This window comes from Flavobacterium sp. (genome assembly GCF_043756175.1).
Classification (GTDB): Bacteria; Bacteroidota; Bacteroidia; order Flavobacteriales; family Flavobacteriaceae; genus Flavobacterium.
Genome location: NZ_JAYURN010000044.1, coordinates 1 through 18,592, shown reverse-complemented (window position 1 = coordinate 18,592; position 18,592 = coordinate 1). Strand labels below are relative to the sequence as shown.

The following is an 18,592-nucleotide window of genomic DNA, read 5'->3' as shown; positions in this document are numbered from 1 at the left end:
AATGAAAAAATTATTTATTATTGCCATTATTGCATTATTGGGAATTACACAAACTGAAGCACAAGTTACATTTAAGCCAGGATTGCGCGGAGGACTAAATTTTTCACACTTTGCAAGTGGAAATGATTACAATACGAGTTATTATTATGATAACAATGGAAACTATGTGCAAACTACAAATAACAATGATGATTTTAAAGCAAAAACTGATTTTTATGTAGGTTTTTATGGTGCTTTGCATCTTACAAAATATTACACATTGCAACCTGAGATTAATTACTCTAACCAAGGTTCGTATCTTGATTCAAGAAATGGCAATGTAGTGACTAGAACAAAATTTGATGTGTCTTATCTTTCGATTGGAATACTTAATAGATTTACTTTTACAGACAAGTTTAATTTTCATGTTGGTCCAACTTTAGATTTTGTTGTAGACAAAACAAAGTTTACAAATGAGAATTCAGATGATTTTTTCCTTTTCCCGTCAAACAACGATGTCGATTTGACATTAACAGCAGGATTCGGATATAATTTCACTAAAAACTTTGGTTTAGAAGCGAGAGTTAAAAAAGGATTTATCTCGGTTTATGATTTTAATAATAGTAATCCAAAAAATGTAGTATTCCAATTAGGAGCTACTTATACATTTGATATAAAATAATAAATATGCTTTTAAAAGATTTTTATAAAGTAATTTCATTAGAAAAAAATGATAGCCAGAAACATTTGGCTTTCATTTTTGTTAATGAAAAACATGAAGTTTTCAAAGGACATTTTCCAGGTAATCCTATTATGCCAGGCGTTTGTATGATGCAAATTATTAAAGAACTTACGGAGCAAATCACAAATAGTTCTCTAATTATGCAGAGTTTAACCAATGTTAAATTTATGGCATTAATAAATCCAGAAGTAACACCAGAATTGCGCTTAGAACTAGACATCACAATAACTGACGAAGGTTTGGTTAAAGTTAAAAACACAACTTATTTTAACGAAACTGTAGCTTTAAAATTGAGTAGCGTTTATAAAAAAGTATAACAATGAAACTTCTATTTTCTATTTTTTGCTTTCTATTTTCTTTCAGCAATCCGGATATTTCTGAGGTTAGAAAGTTATATCCAAATGCAGCGAATTCAGAAGTTACATCAAAAGAATTCCTATCAAAACTTTTAGAGGTAACAACAGAAAGTAATAAAACATTAGTAGCTTATAAAGGATCAGCGATTACCATTTCTGCAAAATTTGAAAAGAAAATTTCAGACAAAATTAAAAACTTTAAAGAAGGCGCAAAACTAGTTGAACTTGCTATTGGAAGCGAACCAAACAATATCGAAATCCGATTAATCCGATTAAGTATTCAGGAAAATGTTCCTAAAATCGTAAAATACAACAAGAACAAGAAAGAAGATGCTATGTTTATTTTAGCACATTATAACGAGCAATCTAATGCTTTGAGAGCTTATTTGAAAAGTTTTATATTGCAATCCAAAAGTTTTTCTTCCGATGAAAAACAAACTATCAAATAGTTAAAGTCCATAATGGAAATTTTTAATCCCGAAATAAATCGAACAAAATCATTAAATTTTTGTGTTATTGTGCCAACTTACAATAATCACAAAACATTGGTACGCGTTTTAGATTCGGTTTTAGAATATACCACAAATGTGATTGTTGTAAATGATGGATCGACCGATTCGACAACGGAGATTTTAAAAAACTATTCAAACCTTACTCAAATTCATCACCCAAAAAATGCTGGAAAAGGAATTGCGTTACAAAACGGTTTCAAAAAAGCTTTAGCTCTTAATTTCGAATATGCAATAACTATTGATTCCGACGGACAACATTTTGCCTCAGATATTTCTTCTTTTATAAATGAAATTAATGCGAATGGCGAAGCTTTACTCATAGGAAGCCGAAATATGACACAAGAAAATGTGCCTAAAAAAAGTAGTTTTGGAAACAAATTTTCTAATTTTTGGTTTTGGTTCGAAACAGGAATCAAGCTTGAGGACACACAATCTGGTTACCGATTGTATCCTTTGCAAAAAATTCCTAAAAACTATTTTACAAATAAATTTGAGTTCGAAATTGAAGTAATTGTGCGTGCCGCTTGGAAAGGAATTGCTGTAAAAAACATACCAGTTCAGGTTTTATATGATCCAAGCGAAAGAGTTTCGCATTTTAGACCATTTAAAGATTTTACTCGAATTAGCATTTTAAATATAGTTTTAGTAGCAATCGCGATTTTTTATATCATACCAAGGGATTTTTTTTTGAAATTTAAAAAAAAAGGAATTAAGAAATTTGTACTAGAAAATATATTGCATAATGAAGATAGTATTGCAAAAAAATCCTTCTCAATTGCATTAGGGACTTTTATAGGAATTGCTCCTTTTTGGGGATTTCAGACTATTATTGTGCTTTTTTTAGCTTTTTTTTTTAAGTTGAATAAACTCATTGCGTTTGCTTTTTCGAATGTTAGTTTTCCTGTTTTTATTCCTTTCATAATTTATGGATCTCTTAAAATAGGAAGTTATTTTGTGAATACTGGAAAACCATTGTTGTTAAATTCTTCAATGAGTCTTGCTGATGTTCAAAGCAACATTACTCAGTACCTTATAGGAAGCTTTGTTTTAGCAACCATAATGTCTATTACTTTTGGTCTTTTTGGCTATTTTTTATTAACGCTTTTTAGTACTTTTAGAAATAAAAAATAAGATGCAAAACTTCTTCTTTAACCTTAATACATTCGCCAATAAAAATAAATTGCTGTTTTCAGCAATTGTATTTGCGTTGCTTTTTTCTTTTGGTTTTTTTGCTTCAAAGATTTCTTTTCAAGAGAATATTACACAACTCATTCCGTCGAATGACCAATCTGGAGTTACATCAAAAGTATTGGAACAAGTTAATTTTGCTGATAAAATCACGATTATCATTAAAAGCAAAAACAATGGTTCTCCTGATGATTTAACCCAATATGCCAATGAATTTATTGACGAATTAGACAGTAAATGCATACCTTATGTAGGAAAGATTCAAGGAAAAATAGACGAAGAAAACATACAAGAAACGTTCGATTTTGTGTATGCTCATTTGCCTCTTTTTTTAGATAAAAGCGATTATACAACTATTCAAAACAAAATAAATAACGATAGTATTTCAAAAATTGTTGAAGCCGATTATAAATCGTTAGTTTCTCCCACAGGAATGATTACTAAAGATTTTATACTTCAGGATCCGTTGGGAATTTCATTCATAGCACTAAAAAAATTGCAACAATTAAGTATTGGTGATGATTTCGAATTGCAAAACGGCTTCGTTTTAACCAAAGACAAGAAGAATTTAATGTTGTTTATTACAACAAAACTTCCAGCAAATGAAACCGACAAAAACACATTTTTTATTGCAGCATTAGAAAAAATAAAAACCAACTTAAATACTAAATTCGGAAATAAAGTAAGCATGAGTTATTTTGGAGCTACACCAGTTGCAGTTGCAAATGCTACACAAATAAAATCCGATGTGCAAAAAACGTCCATTTTTGCAACGGTAACTTTGATTCTTATTTTGGCTTTTTTTTACAGAAACATTTCAACACCAATACTCATTTTTATTCCTTCGCTTTTCGGAGCTATTTTTGCATTAGCGGTTTTATATTTTTTCAAAGGAACAATTTCGGCAATTTCACTCGGAATTAGTTCTATTTTATTAGGAGAAACAACCGATTATTCTATTTATGTCTTGACACATTTGCGGAATAAAAAAGATATTAAACTGTTGTATAAAGACATTTCAAAACCATTAATGCTTTGCGGAATTACAACTGGAATAACTTTCTTGTGCTTGTTTTTTATCAAATCGGAAGCTCTACAGGATTTGGCAATTTTTGCTGCTTTAAGTGTTGTTGCCACTTCATTTTTCTCGTTGGTTTTAATTCCACTTTTGTACAAAACAAAAAATGAAATTGCGGTTCAAAAGTTAAACTTCATCGATAAATTAGGTTCTTATTCCTATCATAAAAATAAATTTTTAATAGTTTCGGTTTTTGTTTTACTGATTATTTCGCTTTTCACTTATTCGAAAGTCACCTTCAATAATGATCTGTCATCACTTAATTTTATGACACCAGAATTGAAAAAAACAGAAAAATATTTAGAAAATATCGCCAATATTTCTTCAAAATCTATTTATCTGGTTACACACGGAAAAAATTATGAGGAAGTTTTAGAGAATAATAATAAGTTATTTTCGGTATTAGAAAAAGACAAAAAAGCAGCAAAAATTCTAAACTTTAGTTCTATTGGTGGCATTGTTTTTTCTGAGGAAATTCAGAAACAAAAAATTCAGGAATGGAATTCTTTTTGGGATTCAGAAAAAAAATCAAATCTCAAAAACAATTTAATTTCCAATGGGAATAAATATGGTTTTAAAGAAAATACTTTTTCTGTCTTTTATGAAACTTTAAATCAAAATTTCTCTGCTATTTCGTTTCAAGAATACGCAAAAGTAAAGTCATTTTTTCTAGAAGAATTTGTTGCCAATAAGAATGGTTTTTATACCATTTCTACTTTGGTAAAAGTGCCAAATGATAAAAGAGATTCATTTGTAAACGATATAAAAAAGCAAGTAAATACAGTTGTAATTGATAGACAAGAAACAAATGAAGTGTTTTTAAACTCATTAAAGGCCAATTTCGAAAATCTTGAAAATTATTCTTTCATCATCATATTTTTAGTTCTTTTTATTGCTTTTAGAAGACTAGAATTAGCCGTTGTAAGCATAATTCCAATATTAATTAGTTGGATTTTCACAACTGGAATTATGGGAATGTTTGGTATTCAATTTAACGTGATTAATATTATTGTTTGCACGCTAATCTTCGGAATTGGTGTCGATTACAGTATTTTTATGACCATGGCTTTGCAAAAGGAACACACTTTTGGGAAAGTTGAATTAACAACTTATAAAACGTCGATTTTACTATCGGTAGCCACAACTATTTTAGGAATTGGTGTCTTAATTTTTGCCAAACATCCTGCATTAAAATCTATTGCATTAATTGGAATTATCGGAATATTTTCAGCCTTAATAATTACGTTTGTCATTCAACCTTTAATTTTTGCTTTTTTTGTAACTAATAGAACTAAAAAAGGAAAACAACCGTTCGAATTGCGTTCTTTTATTCACGGTATTCTTTCTTTCTTTTATTATGGTTTTGGAGGTTTTCTGATGTCTATTTTTAGTGTTACAATTCTAAAAATACTGCCATTTAAAACTGAAGTTAAAATGAAATATTTCCGATATGTGATGTCAAAATTCATGAAATCGGTGCTTTATACCAATCCTTTTGTAATTAAAAAAATTAGTAACATTGGAAACGAAAAATTTGATAAACCTGCAGTAATTATTGCGAATCATACTTCATTTTTAGATATTTTATCGGTTGGGCTACTCAGCCCAAAAATTATTTATTTAGTGAGTGATTGGGTTTATAATTCGCCTGTTTTTGGTGGAGCAGTAAAAGCATCTGGTTTTTATCCAGTTTCCAAAGGTGTCGATGGCAGTTTAGAACATTTGCGTCCAAAAATCGAAGAAGGTTATTCGATAGTTGTTTTCCCAGAAGGAACAAGGTCTGAGAGCAATGTGATGAATCGTTTTCATAAAGGCGCTTTCTATATTGCCGAACATTTTAATTTAGACATTATTCCGATTCTTATTCACGGAAATTCTGAAGTACTTCCCAAAAATGATTTTATCATTTATGACGGTTTGATTACCATTAAAATTTTAGATAGAATAACACCAAAAAACTATGCTTTTGGAAATGATTTCACAGAAAGAACAAAAAAAATAGGTGCTTTTTTTAAACAAGAATTTCAAAAATTGCGTTACGAAATTGAAGATGAAAATTATTTCAAAAAAATGATTTTACTCAGTTTTGCTTATAAAGAAAATGAAATTGTAAATGCAGTTAAAGCAGATTTGAAAAACAATTTGCTTTGTTATTTTAACTTAAATAAACTGATTGGTAAAAAAGCAAAAATCCTTCATTTAGCTAATGATTTTGGTCAACTCGATGTTTTGTTAACTTTGCAAGAAGCGCAAAGAAAAGTTGATAGTTATCTTGTGAATGAATTAAATAGAGATGTTGCTAAACAAAACCTTTGGACAAATAAGCGAGATATAAATTATTTGACATCAGAGGATGAAATAGGTAATAACTATGATGTTGTTTTAATTTCAGATGCGATAAACGATATCAACATTCAAAAAATAGTTCAGATTACCAGTACGATTCTATTAATTAATAATTTTAAGTTACTAAATTCGTTCCTTGATTCTGGTTTTGAAATCGAATTGCAAGATGACCAATTGATTGTTTTAAAGAAAAAATCTTAATGAAAGAGCATTACGACATAGTAATTATAGGAAGTGGTTTAGGAGGCTTAGTTTCTGCCATTATATTAGCCAAAGAAGGTTATAGTGTTTGCGTGCTGGAAAAAAACAATCAGTTTGGTGGAAATTTGCAAACCTTTGTAAGAGATAAAACCATTTTCGATACCGGAATTCATTATATTGGAGGATTAAGTGAAGGTCAGAATTTGTATAAATATTTTAAATATTTAGGCATTATGGATGATTTGAAACTCAAAAAAATGGACGAAGACGGTTTCGATATTATTTCTTTTGAAGACACAAAAAAAGAATTTCCTCACGCTCAAGGATATGAAAACTTCACCAATCAATTAGTGAAATACTTCACTGAAGAAAAAGATAATATAGAAAAATATTGCAAAGAAGTTGTCACAACTTGCGATTCGTTTCCTTTGTATAATTTGAAACACGAAGGTGAATACGACAGCGAAATTTTAGCTGTAAATGCCAAGCAATTTATAGATGGTGTAACCGAAAATAAAGAACTGCGAGCAGTTCTTGGCGGAACTAATTTTTTGTATGCAGGAATTGCCGACAAATCTCCTTTTTATGTTCATGCCTTGTCTGTGAACTCTTATATTCAGAGCTCTTATCGCTGCATAAATGGCGGAAGTCAAATTACAAAACAGCTGATAAAACAACTTAAAAAACACGGAGGTGAGGTTTATAAGTATAAAGAAGTTGTAAAATTTGAATCGGAAGAAAACGATGTCAAACGAGCTGTGATGAAAGACGGATCATCAGTTTCTGGAAATATTTTTATATCTAATGTAGATCCAAAAGCAACCTTAAAAATGGTTGGAGAGGATAAATTTAGAAAATCATACATCAAACGAATCGAAAGTTTAGAAGGTGTTTTTTCGCCCTTTAGTTTGTATATCGTTTTTAAGCCGGAATCGTTCAAATATAGAAATCATAATTATTACCATTTCAAAAATAGCGAAGAAGTCTGGACAGCACACGAATACGATGAGCGATCTTGGCCAAAAGCGTTTATGGCATCTATGAACGCAGGGAAAGAGGACATTTGGGCAGATGGAATGACTTTTCTTACGTACATGAAATTCGATGAGCTAAAAGCGTGGGAGCACACTTATAATACAACTGCAGAGAAAGAAGATCGTGGGGAAACTTACGACGAATTTAAAGCCAGAAAAGCAGAAAAATTTCTACTAGAAATTGAACTTAAATTCCCTGGGATTAGAGATTGTATTAAATCTGTCCACACATCAACACCATTGTCTTACCGTGATTATATTGGGGGTTATAAAGGAAATATGTATGGTTACGAAAAAGATTCAAACAATCCGATGAAAACATTCATAGCTTCAAAAACCAAACTAAATAACTTATATCTTACAGGTCAAAGCATCAATATGCACGGTGTTTTAGGCGTAACTATTGGAGCTGTTGTAACTTGTTCGGAAATTGTGGGAAAAGAATATTTGGTTGATAAAATCAATCAATTTTCAGAAGAATAGATAAAATATGAAATCGCCACTAACAAACCGTTTGCGTAAGCAAACATCGATAAATAAAAAGGCGATACCATATATGACCGCTGAAAAATAATTTTTACATATATGAAAAGACTTTTTCAATATTCAATTTTATCACTATTTCTTTTGATGGTTTTCTCTTGTGGAACATCAAAATCATTACATCATAAACCACAATTAGTAGGTTATAACAATACAATTCCAGTTGTAAACAAAAAGTCTAACACATTTTTTTTAGCAGGAAATAATTCCTTATTCAAAAACAAACAAAACCTCTGGGAACTTTATGTTGAAGGTGATGCGCTCGAAAGAGGATTAGCCTTTGGGAGTTTATCAGACAGTTTGTTAAAGAAACAGGAAACTGTTTTTTTTTCAAAGATTAATGATTTATTACCATCAAAAACCAAACAGAAATTACTTCGAACTTTCTTGAAATGGTACAATCGAAAACTATATTTGAATCTGCCAGAAGAATACAAAACCGAGATTTATGGAATTTCTCAGTATTCATCGCATGATTTCGACAACATAGCATCACCATATTTACGAAGTTTATATTTGCATGGCGCTCATGATATTGGCCACGCATTGCAGGATTTGGCGTTGGTTGGTTGCTCTTCATTTGCCGCTTGGGGAAATAAATCTGAAGATGGAAGTTTAATTTTAGGAAGAAATTTCGATTTTTATGCAGGCGATGATTTTGCCAAAGATAAAATCGTAGCTTTTGTAAATCCAAAACAAGGCTATCCGTTTATGATGGTAACTTGGGCAGGCATGATTGGTGCTTGTTCAGGTATGAATAATGAAGGATTAACGGTTACTATAAACGCTGGAAAATCTAAAATTCCACTTATAGCAAAAACACCAATTTCTATTCTTACTCGTGAAATTTTGCAATATGCCAAAAATATTGATGAAGCCATTGCCATTGCAAAAAAGCGACAAGTTTTCGTTTCCGAATCGATAATGATTGGAAGTGCGAATGATAAAAAAGCGATTTTAATCGAAGTTTCTCCGAATAATTTTGGAGTTTTTGATGTACCAAATAGCAATGAATTGCTTTGTTCTAATCATTTTCAAAGTGAAAATTTAAAAAATAATGACAGAAATAAATATCAAATAACAAACAGTCATTCTAAATATAGATATGATAAAATGGTCGAATTGTTTAATGAAAACCCAAAAATAAACCCAAAAATTGCTTCCGAAATATTACGAAATAAAGAAGGTTTAAATAATTTGCCTTTGGGTTATGGGAACGAAAAGTCTTTAAATCAAATGATTGCGCACCACGGAATTATTTTTAAACCAGAACAACGACTGGTTTGGGTTTCTGCAAATCCGTATCAATTGGGGGAATTTGTTTGTTATGATTTAAATAAAATTTTTAATAAAAATAATTCTAAAGGAGAAATAGTTTCATTGCAACAAGAAAATTTAAATATTCCAAAAGACGTTTTTCTAGAAACAACAGCTTATAAAAACTATGAATTGTTTAGAATTGAAGACAGAAAAGCAGACGCGTTTTTAGAAGCTAAAAAAGAATTATCTTCGGATTTTGTTAAATACTACCAATCTTTGAATCCAAATTATTGGGTTGTTTATTATAAAGTAGGATTGAGTTTTTATCAAAAAAAACAATATCAATTGGCAAAAGAACAATTCGAAAAAGCGTTAACAAAAGAAATTACAACACTTCCTGAGAAATTAGAAATCGAGAAGTATTTAAAGAAAATAGAAAGAAAACTACAATGATTCCAAAAATAGAAACCGCAACAACCGAAGAAATTAAATCTTTTCAGGAGCAAAAACTTATGGAATTACTAGCTTACGTAAACCAGAATTCGCCTTATTACAAAAGACTTTTTGCAAAATCGACTATTGACATAAAAAATATAAAAACGCTAGAAGATTTACAATTGTTACCTGTAACTTCAAAAGAAGATTTGCAAAAATACAATGATGATTTCTTATGTGTTCCCACTAATAAAATAATCGATTACGCTACAACATCTGGGACATTAGGAGAGCCTGTAACATTTGGTTTGACAGATAATGATTTAGAAAGACTGGCTTATAACGAAGCCATTTCATTTGATTGTGCAGGAATTAAAGAAGGTGATGTGGTGCAAATGATGACCACCATCGACCGAAGATTTATGGCTGGATTGGCTTATTTTTTAGGCTTGCGAAAAATGAAAGTAGGTGTCATTCGTGTGGGTGCAGGAATTCCTGAATTGCAATGGGATTCTATTCTAAAATACAAACCAACACACCTAATAACAGTTCCGTCATTTTTATTGAAACTAATAGAATATGCCGAAAACAACAATATCGATTATAATAATTCAAGTATAAAAGGTGCAATTTGCATTGGAGAATCGCTTCGTAATCAGGATTTCTCGATGAGTATTTTATCTAAAAAAATAACTGATAAATGGAATATTAAGTTATTTTCGACTTATGCATCGACCGAAATGAGTACCGCATTTACCGAATGTGAACATTCAATTGGTGGTCACCATCATCCAGAATTAATTATTATTGAAGTTTTAGACGAGAATAATAAGCCTGTAAAAAACGGAGAATCTGGCGAATTAACTTTCACTACAATTGGAGTAGAAGCCATGCCATTAGTTCGTTTCAAAACTGGCGATATTGTACAATTACATGCTGAATCTTGTGCTTGCGGACGAAATACGTTGCGAGTTGGACCAGTAATTGGGCGAAAACAACAAATGATAAAATACAAAGGAACCACTTTGTATCCGCCAGCGATGAATGATGTTTTAACTCATTTTGAAAACATAGAAAGTCATATTATCGAAATCTCTACTAACGATTTAGGAACTGATGAGATTTTGATAAAAATTGCTGTCAAAAATAAATCGGAAGCATTTTTGCAAGAACTAAAAGATCATTTTAGAGCCAAATTGAGAGTCACTCCAAAGATTGAATTTACTACAAAAGAGATTCTAAATCCACTTATTTTTAATCCGATGAGTAGAAAACCAATCACTTTTTTCGATAAAAGAAAGAATGATTATTAACTAATTTGATATGATTTTTTTTTTAACCACATAGATACATAGTTTTTCCCAAAATAGTTAAGGCGTTTCACTTTTTTACAGTAAATAATAGCTTTGTGAACCAAGAAATTGGTCTATTCAACCCTTTTTTCTATGTTTCTATGTGGTTAAAAATAATATAAATTCTGAAATCAAAAATCTTGTTCTATCTTTGCAAAAAAATAGACAATGCCTAAAATAGGTAACATCATATTGCCAGATTTTCCATTACTACTCGCACCTATGGAAGACGTGAGCGATCCGCCGTTTCGTAGATTGTGTAAATTGCATGGTGCCGATTTAATGTATTCGGAATTTATTTCTTCCGAAGGATTAATTCGTGACGCTATAAAAAGCCGACAAAAATTAGATATTTTTGATTACGAACGGCCAGTTGGTATTCAAATTTTTGGTGGTGATGAGGAAGCTATGGCCATGTCAGCCAAAATTGTCGATGCCGTTCACCCTGATTTGGTAGATATTAATTTTGGTTGTCCCGTAAAAAAAGTAGTTTGCAAAGGAGCAGGAGCAGGCGTTCTAAAAGATGTAGATCTTATGGTTCGGTTGACTAAAGCTGTTATTAGAAGTACTAGTTTGCCAGTGACAGTAAAAACTCGTTTAGGTTGGGACGATAATTCTATTAATATTGATGAAGTTGCCGAACGTTTGCAAGATATCGGTGTGCAAGCACTAACCGTTCATGCAAGAACAAGAGCGCAAATGTATAAAGGTCATTCGGACTGGACACATATAGAAAGAGTAAAAAACAACCCAAGAATTACGATGCCTATTTTTGGAAATGGCGATATCGATTCTCCTGAAAAAGCATTAGAATACAAGAACAAATTTGGTCTCGATGGTATGATGATAGGTCGTGCTGCGATAGGTTATCCTTGGATTTTTAATGAAATAAAACATTATTTTGCCACAGGAGAACATTTGCCAGCACCAACAGTTACGGATAGGGTAGAAGCCGCCAGAAACCACCTCACTTGGTCTATGGATTGGAAAGGCGAACGCGTAGGAATTGTCGAGATGCGTCGTCATTACACCAATTATTTTAAAGGAATCCACTCGTTTAAGGAATACAAACAAAGATTGGTTACTCTCGATGATCCTGAGGAATTATTTAAAGTCCTGAGTGAAGTTGAAGAAGTGTATGCGGGTTATCAGTTTGTGTAGTTGTTATAATTTATAACTTATAGATAACATAATCACTCTTGGAAGTATATATGTTGTTTGGTAGCTTATCATATAATCTGAAGACGAATTCGTAGTTTGCTTACCATTATCTAATAAATTTTTAGCAGATAATTCAAAAAACCAAGGACTATTTACTTGCTTATATTCTAGAGCTGAGTTTATGAGTTGGCTATAATTTGATTGTCCTAAACTATTTTTATTTATTTGATAAGTACCATCGGTTTTAAAAACTAAATTTTTATTTATTTCATAATCAATATCAATTGAAAACTTATCTGAAATAATTTCTAAATTATTTATACCATTGAAAACATCAAAAATTTTATTGTAACTCGCAGTTACAAAAGGCCATTTTGTATTGTTTGTTTTTAAAACCAAACCAATATCTTTCGAATTATGTTTTACATTATTTGAAAATGTGTCTAAAAATTGATAGTAATTATTAAACGACAAACTAGTATTTAAACCCAATATAAATTGATTGATGTTTTTTGTCACATTTCCTCTAAAACCGAAATTATTTTCAGGATTGGTTTGTAAAATTGATGTTGTTAGCAGATTTCCATCATCAATAATTACTGCGTTACGAATAGATTTTATTTTATAAGTGTAATTTATCATACCGTTTATCATTAAACCATGGTAAACGTCATTTTTTTTGTAAAATAAATTTGAGGTATGAAATTGTTCGTTTTTCAGCTGTTCATTCCCTTTATACACAGCATTAAATGCTTCTAAATTAAATCTATTTGCTAGTTGATTATATTCTGGAAACTGATTTGTAAATTCATAGTTTAATTGAATTGTGTGTGCGTTACTAAATTTGTATTCGCTTTCTAATTTAGGAGTTATCAAATTATTTTTTAAGCTATTTGAAATCAGAAAATTAGTTGTTTTTTGATTGTTGATGTTATTAAATAGACTTAATTTATTTGTTAATTTCCCAACAATAAACTTGTATTCAATTCCTAAATAAAAGCGATTATATGTGTAATTTAATTCGTTACCGAAACCAAATGATTTAAAATCACTAACAGCTCCAGAAGTTAGAAATTGCTTCTCATTTTTTTGATAATCTATCGATTTATAATTATTTCCAATAAGTACATAAATGTGATTATAATTATTTATAATCCAGTAATTCTTAAATAAAAATTCCGTTTCATTTCTTTTTAAGCTTCCAGTTTGATTCACATTATAATAACTGTCATTTAATAAAGGCAATAGCTTGCTTAAAAAAACATTATTTGTAAGCCAATTATTATTTTGCTTATTTATATCTAATACTTGATTTGCTACCATACTTGTCGTATGTTTTGTAGAATATGATTTATGCCATTCTAAAAATTGATCAAAATTCATGTCGTCAAAATCATTCGTTGTTTCAAAAATAGAATTATAATTATTTGTTTCTGAATCTATATTGCTTGCAATGTTATTTTTCAGGAATTTCACATTGCTGTTATATTTCCAGATTTCATTTTTATTAGGCGAGTATTTTAATTTAAAATTGCCTACAAAATATTTAGATTTTAAATTGCTGTTGTTTATATTATTTTGGAACAAAAAATCATTATATTGGGTATATTGAGTATTTATAGTTTGGTTTTTAATATTCAACGTTTTTGAAAATAAAACATAACCTGAAACCTCCGTTTTTTTTGTTAATTGATGTAAGAAATCTATTGCCGAAAATTGCGTTTTGTTTTTAAATATATCTAAGTTGTTGTTATACAAATCGTAAAGACTACTTGATTTTTTTGGACTTAAAAATTCGCTAACTCCGCCTTCCAATCTAATAACATCAGAAAAATCGAGCGCAGAAGAAGCAATGTTGTTAGAATCTCCTATGTATCCGAAAGTTGTGTTTGGACTATAATAAAATAAAGCAGTATGAAGTTTGTGAAAATCTAAAGGACCGGAACCGGCATCTAAATCACCAAAAACGAATTTTTTTTTATTCTTTTTCAGTTTTATGTTTAGGGCTATTTTGTTGCTGCCTGATACATTTTTCAGAAAACTAGCATCGTTAAAATGGCTAATAATTTCTATTTTTTCGACTGCATCGGCAGGAATGTTTTCGACAGCAATTTTCGAGCCGCCACCAAAAAAACTTTTCCCTTCCACTAGAGTGTTTGTTACCCGTTGCCCTTGTATATAAATTCCACCATTTTTATCGACACTAATTCCGGGTAATTTTTTTAATTGGTCTTTTAATTTCCGCTCATTACCATTAGTGAAATTTTTTACGTTATAAGTTAATGTATCCTCTTTAATAATTATAGGTTTTACTTTATAGTTTATAACGATGTCTTTTAGTTTTTCGGCACTTTCAGTAAGTTTAAAATTATAAGATGTTATATTGTCATTTGAGTTTGTAACAAAACTTTTGTCAATAAAACCTATGTAAGATACAGATACGGTATAAGTGTACTTAGATTCTAGGAGTAATTTATAGCGTCCTTTATCATCTGCTATAGCAAATTTAAGTGATACTTCTTTAGAAGAAGGGGTGGCCATTACACTAGCATTTTGTAAAAACACACCTAAAGTGTCTGAAACGACACCTTCTATAATTCGAGTTTGGGAAAATCCAAAGGAAAAAAAAAATAAAAGAAGTAATAAAATATATTTATGCATAGCAAGAAGAGAACTACTTGGTTTTATTTTGTTTTTCTGCTGCTTCTTTTTTTTGCAACTCAGTATCTTCCATAAATTTTCTCATTTCAGGAGATAAAGTTTTACTCAGTAATTTATTTTTTTGACCTAATGTAATCAATTTATAATTGTTAAGGTTATTTATATTTGGTTCGGGAGTTATATTCAAATCTATTTTTTTTATATAAAAAGTTGATATGTAACTTTGGAGTTCTATGATAAGACCAGGTAATCCATGATATCCATTCGGGCCAAAAGGAGCGGGTATTTTTGTAGTATACCAAGCTGTAACATCTAGTTTGTGACTATCATCAAACCATCTTTCGCCGTTATAAAATGGTGATGTCGCTTTGTAACACAAATAACCGCCTATCATTTTCGTTTCTTGAGTAAGTGTCCATTTTGCTTCTTTCTCCATTGCAATAACATACTCACCAACAACATCATCGTTCTCATAATATTTATGAATACTATCAGTTGTAGACGTATAATATTGTGATTTTATCATTAATCCACTATTAAAGCGATGGTAACTTGAATATTCTTTAAGTAATACAGGATTAGTAAAAAAACATGATTCTTTATTGTTAAATGTTAAAGTGTAATTTACTAAAGTATCAGATGCATTTGCTTTTCTAACAATGTCTGTAAAATAGCCGTCATCATTTGAAGGGATTGGCATGTGTGAGATTACGCCATATTGGATAAGTCCATTTTTTACTTGTGCATTACAAAAAGTGATTAATAACGTTGTAATTATGATGTATATTTTATTCATATTTTAATTTTAAATAATATTTAAACAAGAAGCTAATTATTAGCTTCTTGTTTATTTTTAGGTTATTAGCAATTTGCTGCACGACACGCTTCCATCATATCCATTCCTAAACCCATATAGAAATTTATTTTTGTTGCACAACCCACAGGAAGCAGTAAAATAGTTTCTTTAACTTGTAGCTTTTTTTCTTTTTGAATCTCTTTAGTATTTGCCATACTTGCTCCACTAAAAGCTACCATTGCGATAGCTGTAAAAACTAATTTTTTCATTTATAAGTTTGTTTAAAACTAATCATTTATTTGACTAATCTTGGCAAATATTAAAAAAAAAAAAAATGAATTCGCAAAACATTTAGTAAGTGTTTTCTTAAAATCGTTTAAGTGTTGTTATTACTCGATAAAGATATTTTAATGTTTAAATTATTCGATTATCAATAAATATTCGACCGAGATTTTTCAGTAAGTTAACTCACAACTATTACTCCAACAATTTTTTGCTCACACGACTTCCGGCAATAAAGGAAGCCATAACACCTAATGTTATAATAGTTACCAGAACAATGGCTACGTTTTGTAGATTGAAAATTACAGGATAAGCTAAAGATTCGGTAATCATAACCACCTTAAAATATTGCTGAATTAGCACTATTATTATTCCTAAAAACAAGCCTACAAATCCGCCAAAAATAGTTAGTAAAGTGCCTTGTAGTAAAAATATTTTTCGCAAATCGGGAATAGGCGTTCCTACATTATATAAGGTTTTCAGGTTGTCTTTTTTGTCAAGAATCATCATGATAATAGCGCCTGCGAGCGTAAATAAGATAAGCACAATAACTAAGGTACAAATGAGGTAAAGAACAGTGTTTTCAGTATTTAGCATTTTGTACAAACTGTCGTTTTGCTGTGCTCTATTTTTTATAATTACTTGATTGTTAAAAATAGTATTCAAATTACTAACAACAGTTTCGCTGTTTGCATTTGGAGATAGTTTTATCTCGAGTCCAGAAATCTGATTGGGTTTAAATTCTAGTAGTTCTTGGGTAAGTTCTAAATCGGCAAAAACGTATTTAGAATCCAGTTCGTCATTTATAGCATAAATCCCAATAGGAACTAAATTCGATTTATTGAAAGCATTTTCGGCACTAGAAATAGCGCCTTTTCCAGGTTTTGGAACAAAAATTTCGAAAGCATTGTCTAAATCGAACAATCCCAAAGATATTTTCTGAGCAATCATACTTCCTATAACAACCTGTGGTGTTTTTGGCGCAAGCCATTGCCCTTGGTACATTACTTTATTTACATTGTTCACGAGGTTATACTGACCATCGACACCTTTTATGTAAGCAACCTGTTCTTTACTTTTGTACAAAAACAATACTTTTTCTTCGGTAGTTTTACTGTAAAAAGCAATGTCTTTATTGGCTTTAATCCTTCGTTTCTGGTCTTCAGAAATAAGAAATGATTTGCCGTATTTTGGAATAATTTTCAAATCTGGATCAAAATCATTGCTAAACGATAAGCTAAATTCCTTGAGTCCACTAAAGATAGACATAAAGACAAAAAGCACCATAGCGCCAATTACAATTCCGCTCAAGGCAATTTTAGAAATAATGTTAATCGCATTATTACTACTGCGGCTAAAAACGTAACGCTTGGCTATGTAAAAAGGAAAATTCAAATTATATTTTCTTTCTTTTTTCTAACAAATCACGATTTTCGATTGGGTTTTCTTTTCCAGCAAGTGCATTGTCTATTTTTTCGATATAATCTAAACTATCATCAATATAAAAAGCCAAATTAGGCACTTTGCGTAACTGTAAACGTACACGTTGTGACAAATCATGCTTAATCAGATACATATTAGACTTTATAGATTCTAAAATCTCAGGTGCTTTTTCTTGCGGAAAAACACTCAAGTAAACTCTCGCTACACCTAAATCCGTAGTTACGCTTACTTTTGAAACCGAAATAACAAGATTCGAAATCCCGTTCTTGCGAATCTCACCTTGCAAAATATCTACCAAATCCTTCTGAATAACTCCGCCTATTTTTTTCTGTCTATTTGTTTCCATACTGCAAAAATACGATATTTTAGCGAAAAGTATGATTAGTTTTTATTAAAATCAGGAGCGAATGGCTTGGGTATTTTTCAGGAAATTACGTTCCCGCTATCGCCTTTAGTCTCGTCTAGAAAAAAGACGAGAGCTATCGGCTTCTATCGGGGCTATTTTAGGAAATGAATTGTATTTTTGCGAACTTTGTAAGAAATAAAACGACCATGAGAAAAATAGAGCACATAGGAATTGCAGTAAAAAATCTAGAAGTTTCCAATCTGATTTTCGAAAAATTATTTGGCGCCCCATCATATAAGCAAGAAGAAGTAGCGAGCGAAGGTGTAAAAACGTCGTTTTTTATGAATGGTCCAAATAAAATCGAATTATTAGAAGCCACAAATCCAGAAAGTCCCATTGCTAAATTCTTAGAAAAAAAAGGAGAAGGAATTCACCACATCGCTTTCGATGTTGAAGATATTGTCTCGGAAATAGCTCGTTTACAATTAGAAGGCTTTGTAGTTCTAAACGAAATTCCAAAAAAAGGGGCCGATAATAAACTAGTTGCTTTTTTGCATCCAAAATCTACAAACGGAGTTTTAATAGAATTGTGTCAAGAAATTAAAAATTAATTTTGGGAATCCCAAAAAATGTAGTAATATTGCAACCTCAAATAAAGCATGCTTTATTCGCTAAACACAGAAGTGCTTTGGTGCAAGTGTAAAGTAAATTAGGTCCTATAGCTCATTCGGTTAGAGCAACTGACTCATAATCAGTAGGTGCTTGGTTCGTTTCCAAGTGGGACCACATTAGTTTTGTAAAACCTTTCAAGAAATAGACTGCCCCCAAAAAGTTAGACACTATTTGGGGGTATTTTTATGGAAAGAAAAGTCAAATA

At 30.6% G+C, this 18,592-nt stretch carries 15 protein-coding genes and 1 tRNA gene; 11 read left to right on the top strand and 5 right to left on the bottom strand.

The features are described 5' to 3' along the window. Position 1 precedes the first annotated feature (1 nt). The 9 genes from ACH2BP_RS02535 (at position 2) to dusB (ending at position 12,187) form a co-directional block, all read left to right on the top strand. Entirely contained in the window at positions 2–661 is a 660-nt protein-coding gene (locus ACH2BP_RS02535; protein WP_395056700.1) for an outer membrane beta-barrel protein, read from the top strand. 5 nt (positions 662–666) lie between these two features. Continuing rightward, positions 667–1,038 (top strand): 3-hydroxyacyl-ACP dehydratase, encoded by a 372-nt coding sequence (locus tag ACH2BP_RS02530; protein WP_395056698.1) that lies wholly within the window; start codon positions 667–669, stop codon positions 1,036–1,038. Positions 1,039–1,040: 2 nt separating this feature from the next. Continuing rightward, positions 1,041–1,526 carry a hypothetical protein gene (locus ACH2BP_RS02525; protein WP_395056696.1) on the top strand — a complete coding sequence of 162 codons (486 nt, stop codon included), beginning with the start codon at positions 1,041–1,043 and terminating at the stop codon, positions 1,524–1,526. Between the two features lie 12 nt (positions 1,527–1,538). Continuing rightward, positions 1,539–2,720 carry a DUF2062 domain-containing protein gene (locus ACH2BP_RS02520; protein WP_395056694.1) on the top strand — a complete coding sequence of 394 codons (1,182 nt, stop codon included), beginning with the start codon at positions 1,539–1,541 and terminating at the stop codon, positions 2,718–2,720. 1 nt (position 2,721) lies between these two features. After that, positions 2,722–6,402: a 1-acyl-sn-glycerol-3-phosphate acyltransferase gene (locus ACH2BP_RS02515; RefSeq protein ID WP_395056692.1), complete on the top strand. Its 3,681-nt coding sequence runs from the start codon at positions 2,722–2,724 to the stop codon at positions 6,400–6,402. Beyond that, positions 6,402–7,919 (top strand): phytoene desaturase family protein, encoded by a 1,518-nt coding sequence (locus ACH2BP_RS02510; RefSeq protein WP_395056690.1) that lies wholly within the window; start codon positions 6,402–6,404, stop codon positions 7,917–7,919. Before ACH2BP_RS02515 ends, ACH2BP_RS02510 begins: the two co-directional genes overlap by 1 nt. 102 nt (positions 7,920–8,021) lie before the next feature. Continuing rightward, complete coding sequence (locus tag ACH2BP_RS02505; RefSeq protein ID WP_395056689.1) at positions 8,022–9,692, top strand: C45 family autoproteolytic acyltransferase/hydolase; 1,671 nt, start codon at positions 8,022–8,024, stop codon at positions 9,690–9,692. Further along, on the top strand, positions 9,689–10,987 hold the full coding sequence (locus ACH2BP_RS02500) for a phenylacetate--CoA ligase (RefSeq protein WP_395056687.1): 1,299 nt from the start codon (positions 9,689–9,691) through the stop codon (positions 10,985–10,987). Before ACH2BP_RS02505 ends, ACH2BP_RS02500 begins: the two co-directional genes overlap by 4 nt. A 207-nt stretch (positions 10,988–11,194) precedes the next feature. Further along, complete coding sequence (gene dusB / locus ACH2BP_RS02495; protein ID WP_395056685.1) at positions 11,195–12,187, top strand: tRNA dihydrouridine synthase DusB; 993 nt, start codon at positions 11,195–11,197, stop codon at positions 12,185–12,187. A 3-nt stretch (positions 12,188–12,190) separates the two neighbouring features. Here dusB and ACH2BP_RS02490 read toward each other — a convergent pair whose 3' ends face one another. The 5 genes from ACH2BP_RS02490 to rbfA form a co-directional block, all read right to left on the bottom strand. After that, positions 12,191–14,848 carry a carboxypeptidase regulatory-like domain-containing protein gene (locus ACH2BP_RS02490; RefSeq protein ID WP_395056683.1) on the bottom strand — a complete coding sequence of 886 codons (2,658 nt, stop codon included), beginning with the start codon at positions 14,846–14,848 and terminating at the stop codon, positions 12,191–12,193. 13 nt (positions 14,849–14,861) lie between these two features. Continuing rightward, positions 14,862–15,644: a GLPGLI family protein gene (locus tag ACH2BP_RS02485; protein ID WP_395056681.1), complete on the bottom strand. Its 783-nt coding sequence runs from the start codon at positions 15,642–15,644 to the stop codon at positions 14,862–14,864. A 65-nt stretch (positions 15,645–15,709) separates the two neighbouring features. Continuing rightward, positions 15,710–15,913 carry a hypothetical protein gene (locus ACH2BP_RS02480; protein WP_395056679.1) on the bottom strand — a complete coding sequence of 68 codons (204 nt, stop codon included), beginning with the start codon at positions 15,911–15,913 and terminating at the stop codon, positions 15,710–15,712. Positions 15,914–16,121: 208 nt separating this feature from the next. After that, positions 16,122–17,321, bottom strand: coding sequence for an ABC transporter permease (locus ACH2BP_RS02475; RefSeq protein ID WP_395056677.1), 1,200 nt, complete (start codon positions 17,319–17,321; stop codon positions 16,122–16,124). 1 nt (position 17,322) lies between these two features. Beyond that, positions 17,323–17,715 carry a 30S ribosome-binding factor RbfA gene (rbfA, locus tag ACH2BP_RS02470; protein WP_011962413.1) on the bottom strand — a complete coding sequence of 131 codons (393 nt, stop codon included), beginning with the start codon at positions 17,713–17,715 and terminating at the stop codon, positions 17,323–17,325. A gap of 206 nt (positions 17,716–17,921) precedes the next feature. On the opposite strand from rbfA, the gene mce reads away from it, so the two are divergent. Then, on the top strand, positions 17,922–18,326 hold the full coding sequence (gene mce / locus ACH2BP_RS02465) for a methylmalonyl-CoA epimerase (protein ID WP_395056675.1): 405 nt from the start codon (positions 17,922–17,924) through the stop codon (positions 18,324–18,326). Between the two features lie 101 nt (positions 18,327–18,427). Next, a tRNA-Ile gene (locus ACH2BP_RS02460) sits at positions 18,428–18,501 on the top strand. Positions 18,502–18,592: the final 91 nt, after the last annotated feature.

Coding starts and splice junctions, on each gene's coding strand:
- ACH2BP_RS02535 (WP_395056700.1), top strand. CDS start 2: ATGAAAAAATTATTTATTATTGCCATTATTGCATTATTGGGAATTACA.
- ACH2BP_RS02530 (WP_395056698.1), top strand. CDS start 667: ATGCTTTTAAAAGATTTTTATAAAGTAATTTCATTAGAAAAAAATGAT.
- ACH2BP_RS02525 (WP_395056696.1), top strand. CDS start 1,041: ATGAAACTTCTATTTTCTATTTTTTGCTTTCTATTTTCTTTCAGCAAT.
- ACH2BP_RS02520 (WP_395056694.1), top strand. CDS start 1,539: ATGGAAATTTTTAATCCCGAAATAAATCGAACAAAATCATTAAATTTT.
- ACH2BP_RS02515 (WP_395056692.1), top strand. CDS start 2,722: ATGCAAAACTTCTTCTTTAACCTTAATACATTCGCCAATAAAAATAAA.
- ACH2BP_RS02510 (WP_395056690.1), top strand. CDS start 6,402: ATGAAAGAGCATTACGACATAGTAATTATAGGAAGTGGTTTAGGAGGC.
- ACH2BP_RS02505 (WP_395056689.1), top strand. CDS start 8,022: ATGAAAAGACTTTTTCAATATTCAATTTTATCACTATTTCTTTTGATG.
- ACH2BP_RS02500 (WP_395056687.1), top strand. CDS start 9,689: ATGATTCCAAAAATAGAAACCGCAACAACCGAAGAAATTAAATCTTTT.
- dusB (WP_395056685.1), top strand. CDS start 11,195: ATGCCTAAAATAGGTAACATCATATTGCCAGATTTTCCATTACTACTC.
- ACH2BP_RS02490 (WP_395056683.1), bottom strand. CDS start 14,848: ATGCATAAATATATTTTATTACTTCTTTTATTTTTTTTTTCCTTTGGA.
- ACH2BP_RS02485 (WP_395056681.1), bottom strand. CDS start 15,644: ATGAATAAAATATACATCATAATTACAACGTTATTAATCACTTTTTGT.
- ACH2BP_RS02480 (WP_395056679.1), bottom strand. CDS start 15,913: ATGAAAAAATTAGTTTTTACAGCTATCGCAATGGTAGCTTTTAGTGGA.
- rbfA (WP_011962413.1), bottom strand. CDS start 17,715: ATGGAAACAAATAGACAGAAAAAAATAGGCGGAGTTATTCAGAAGGAT.
- mce (WP_395056675.1), top strand. CDS start 17,922: ATGAGAAAAATAGAGCACATAGGAATTGCAGTAAAAAATCTAGAAGTT.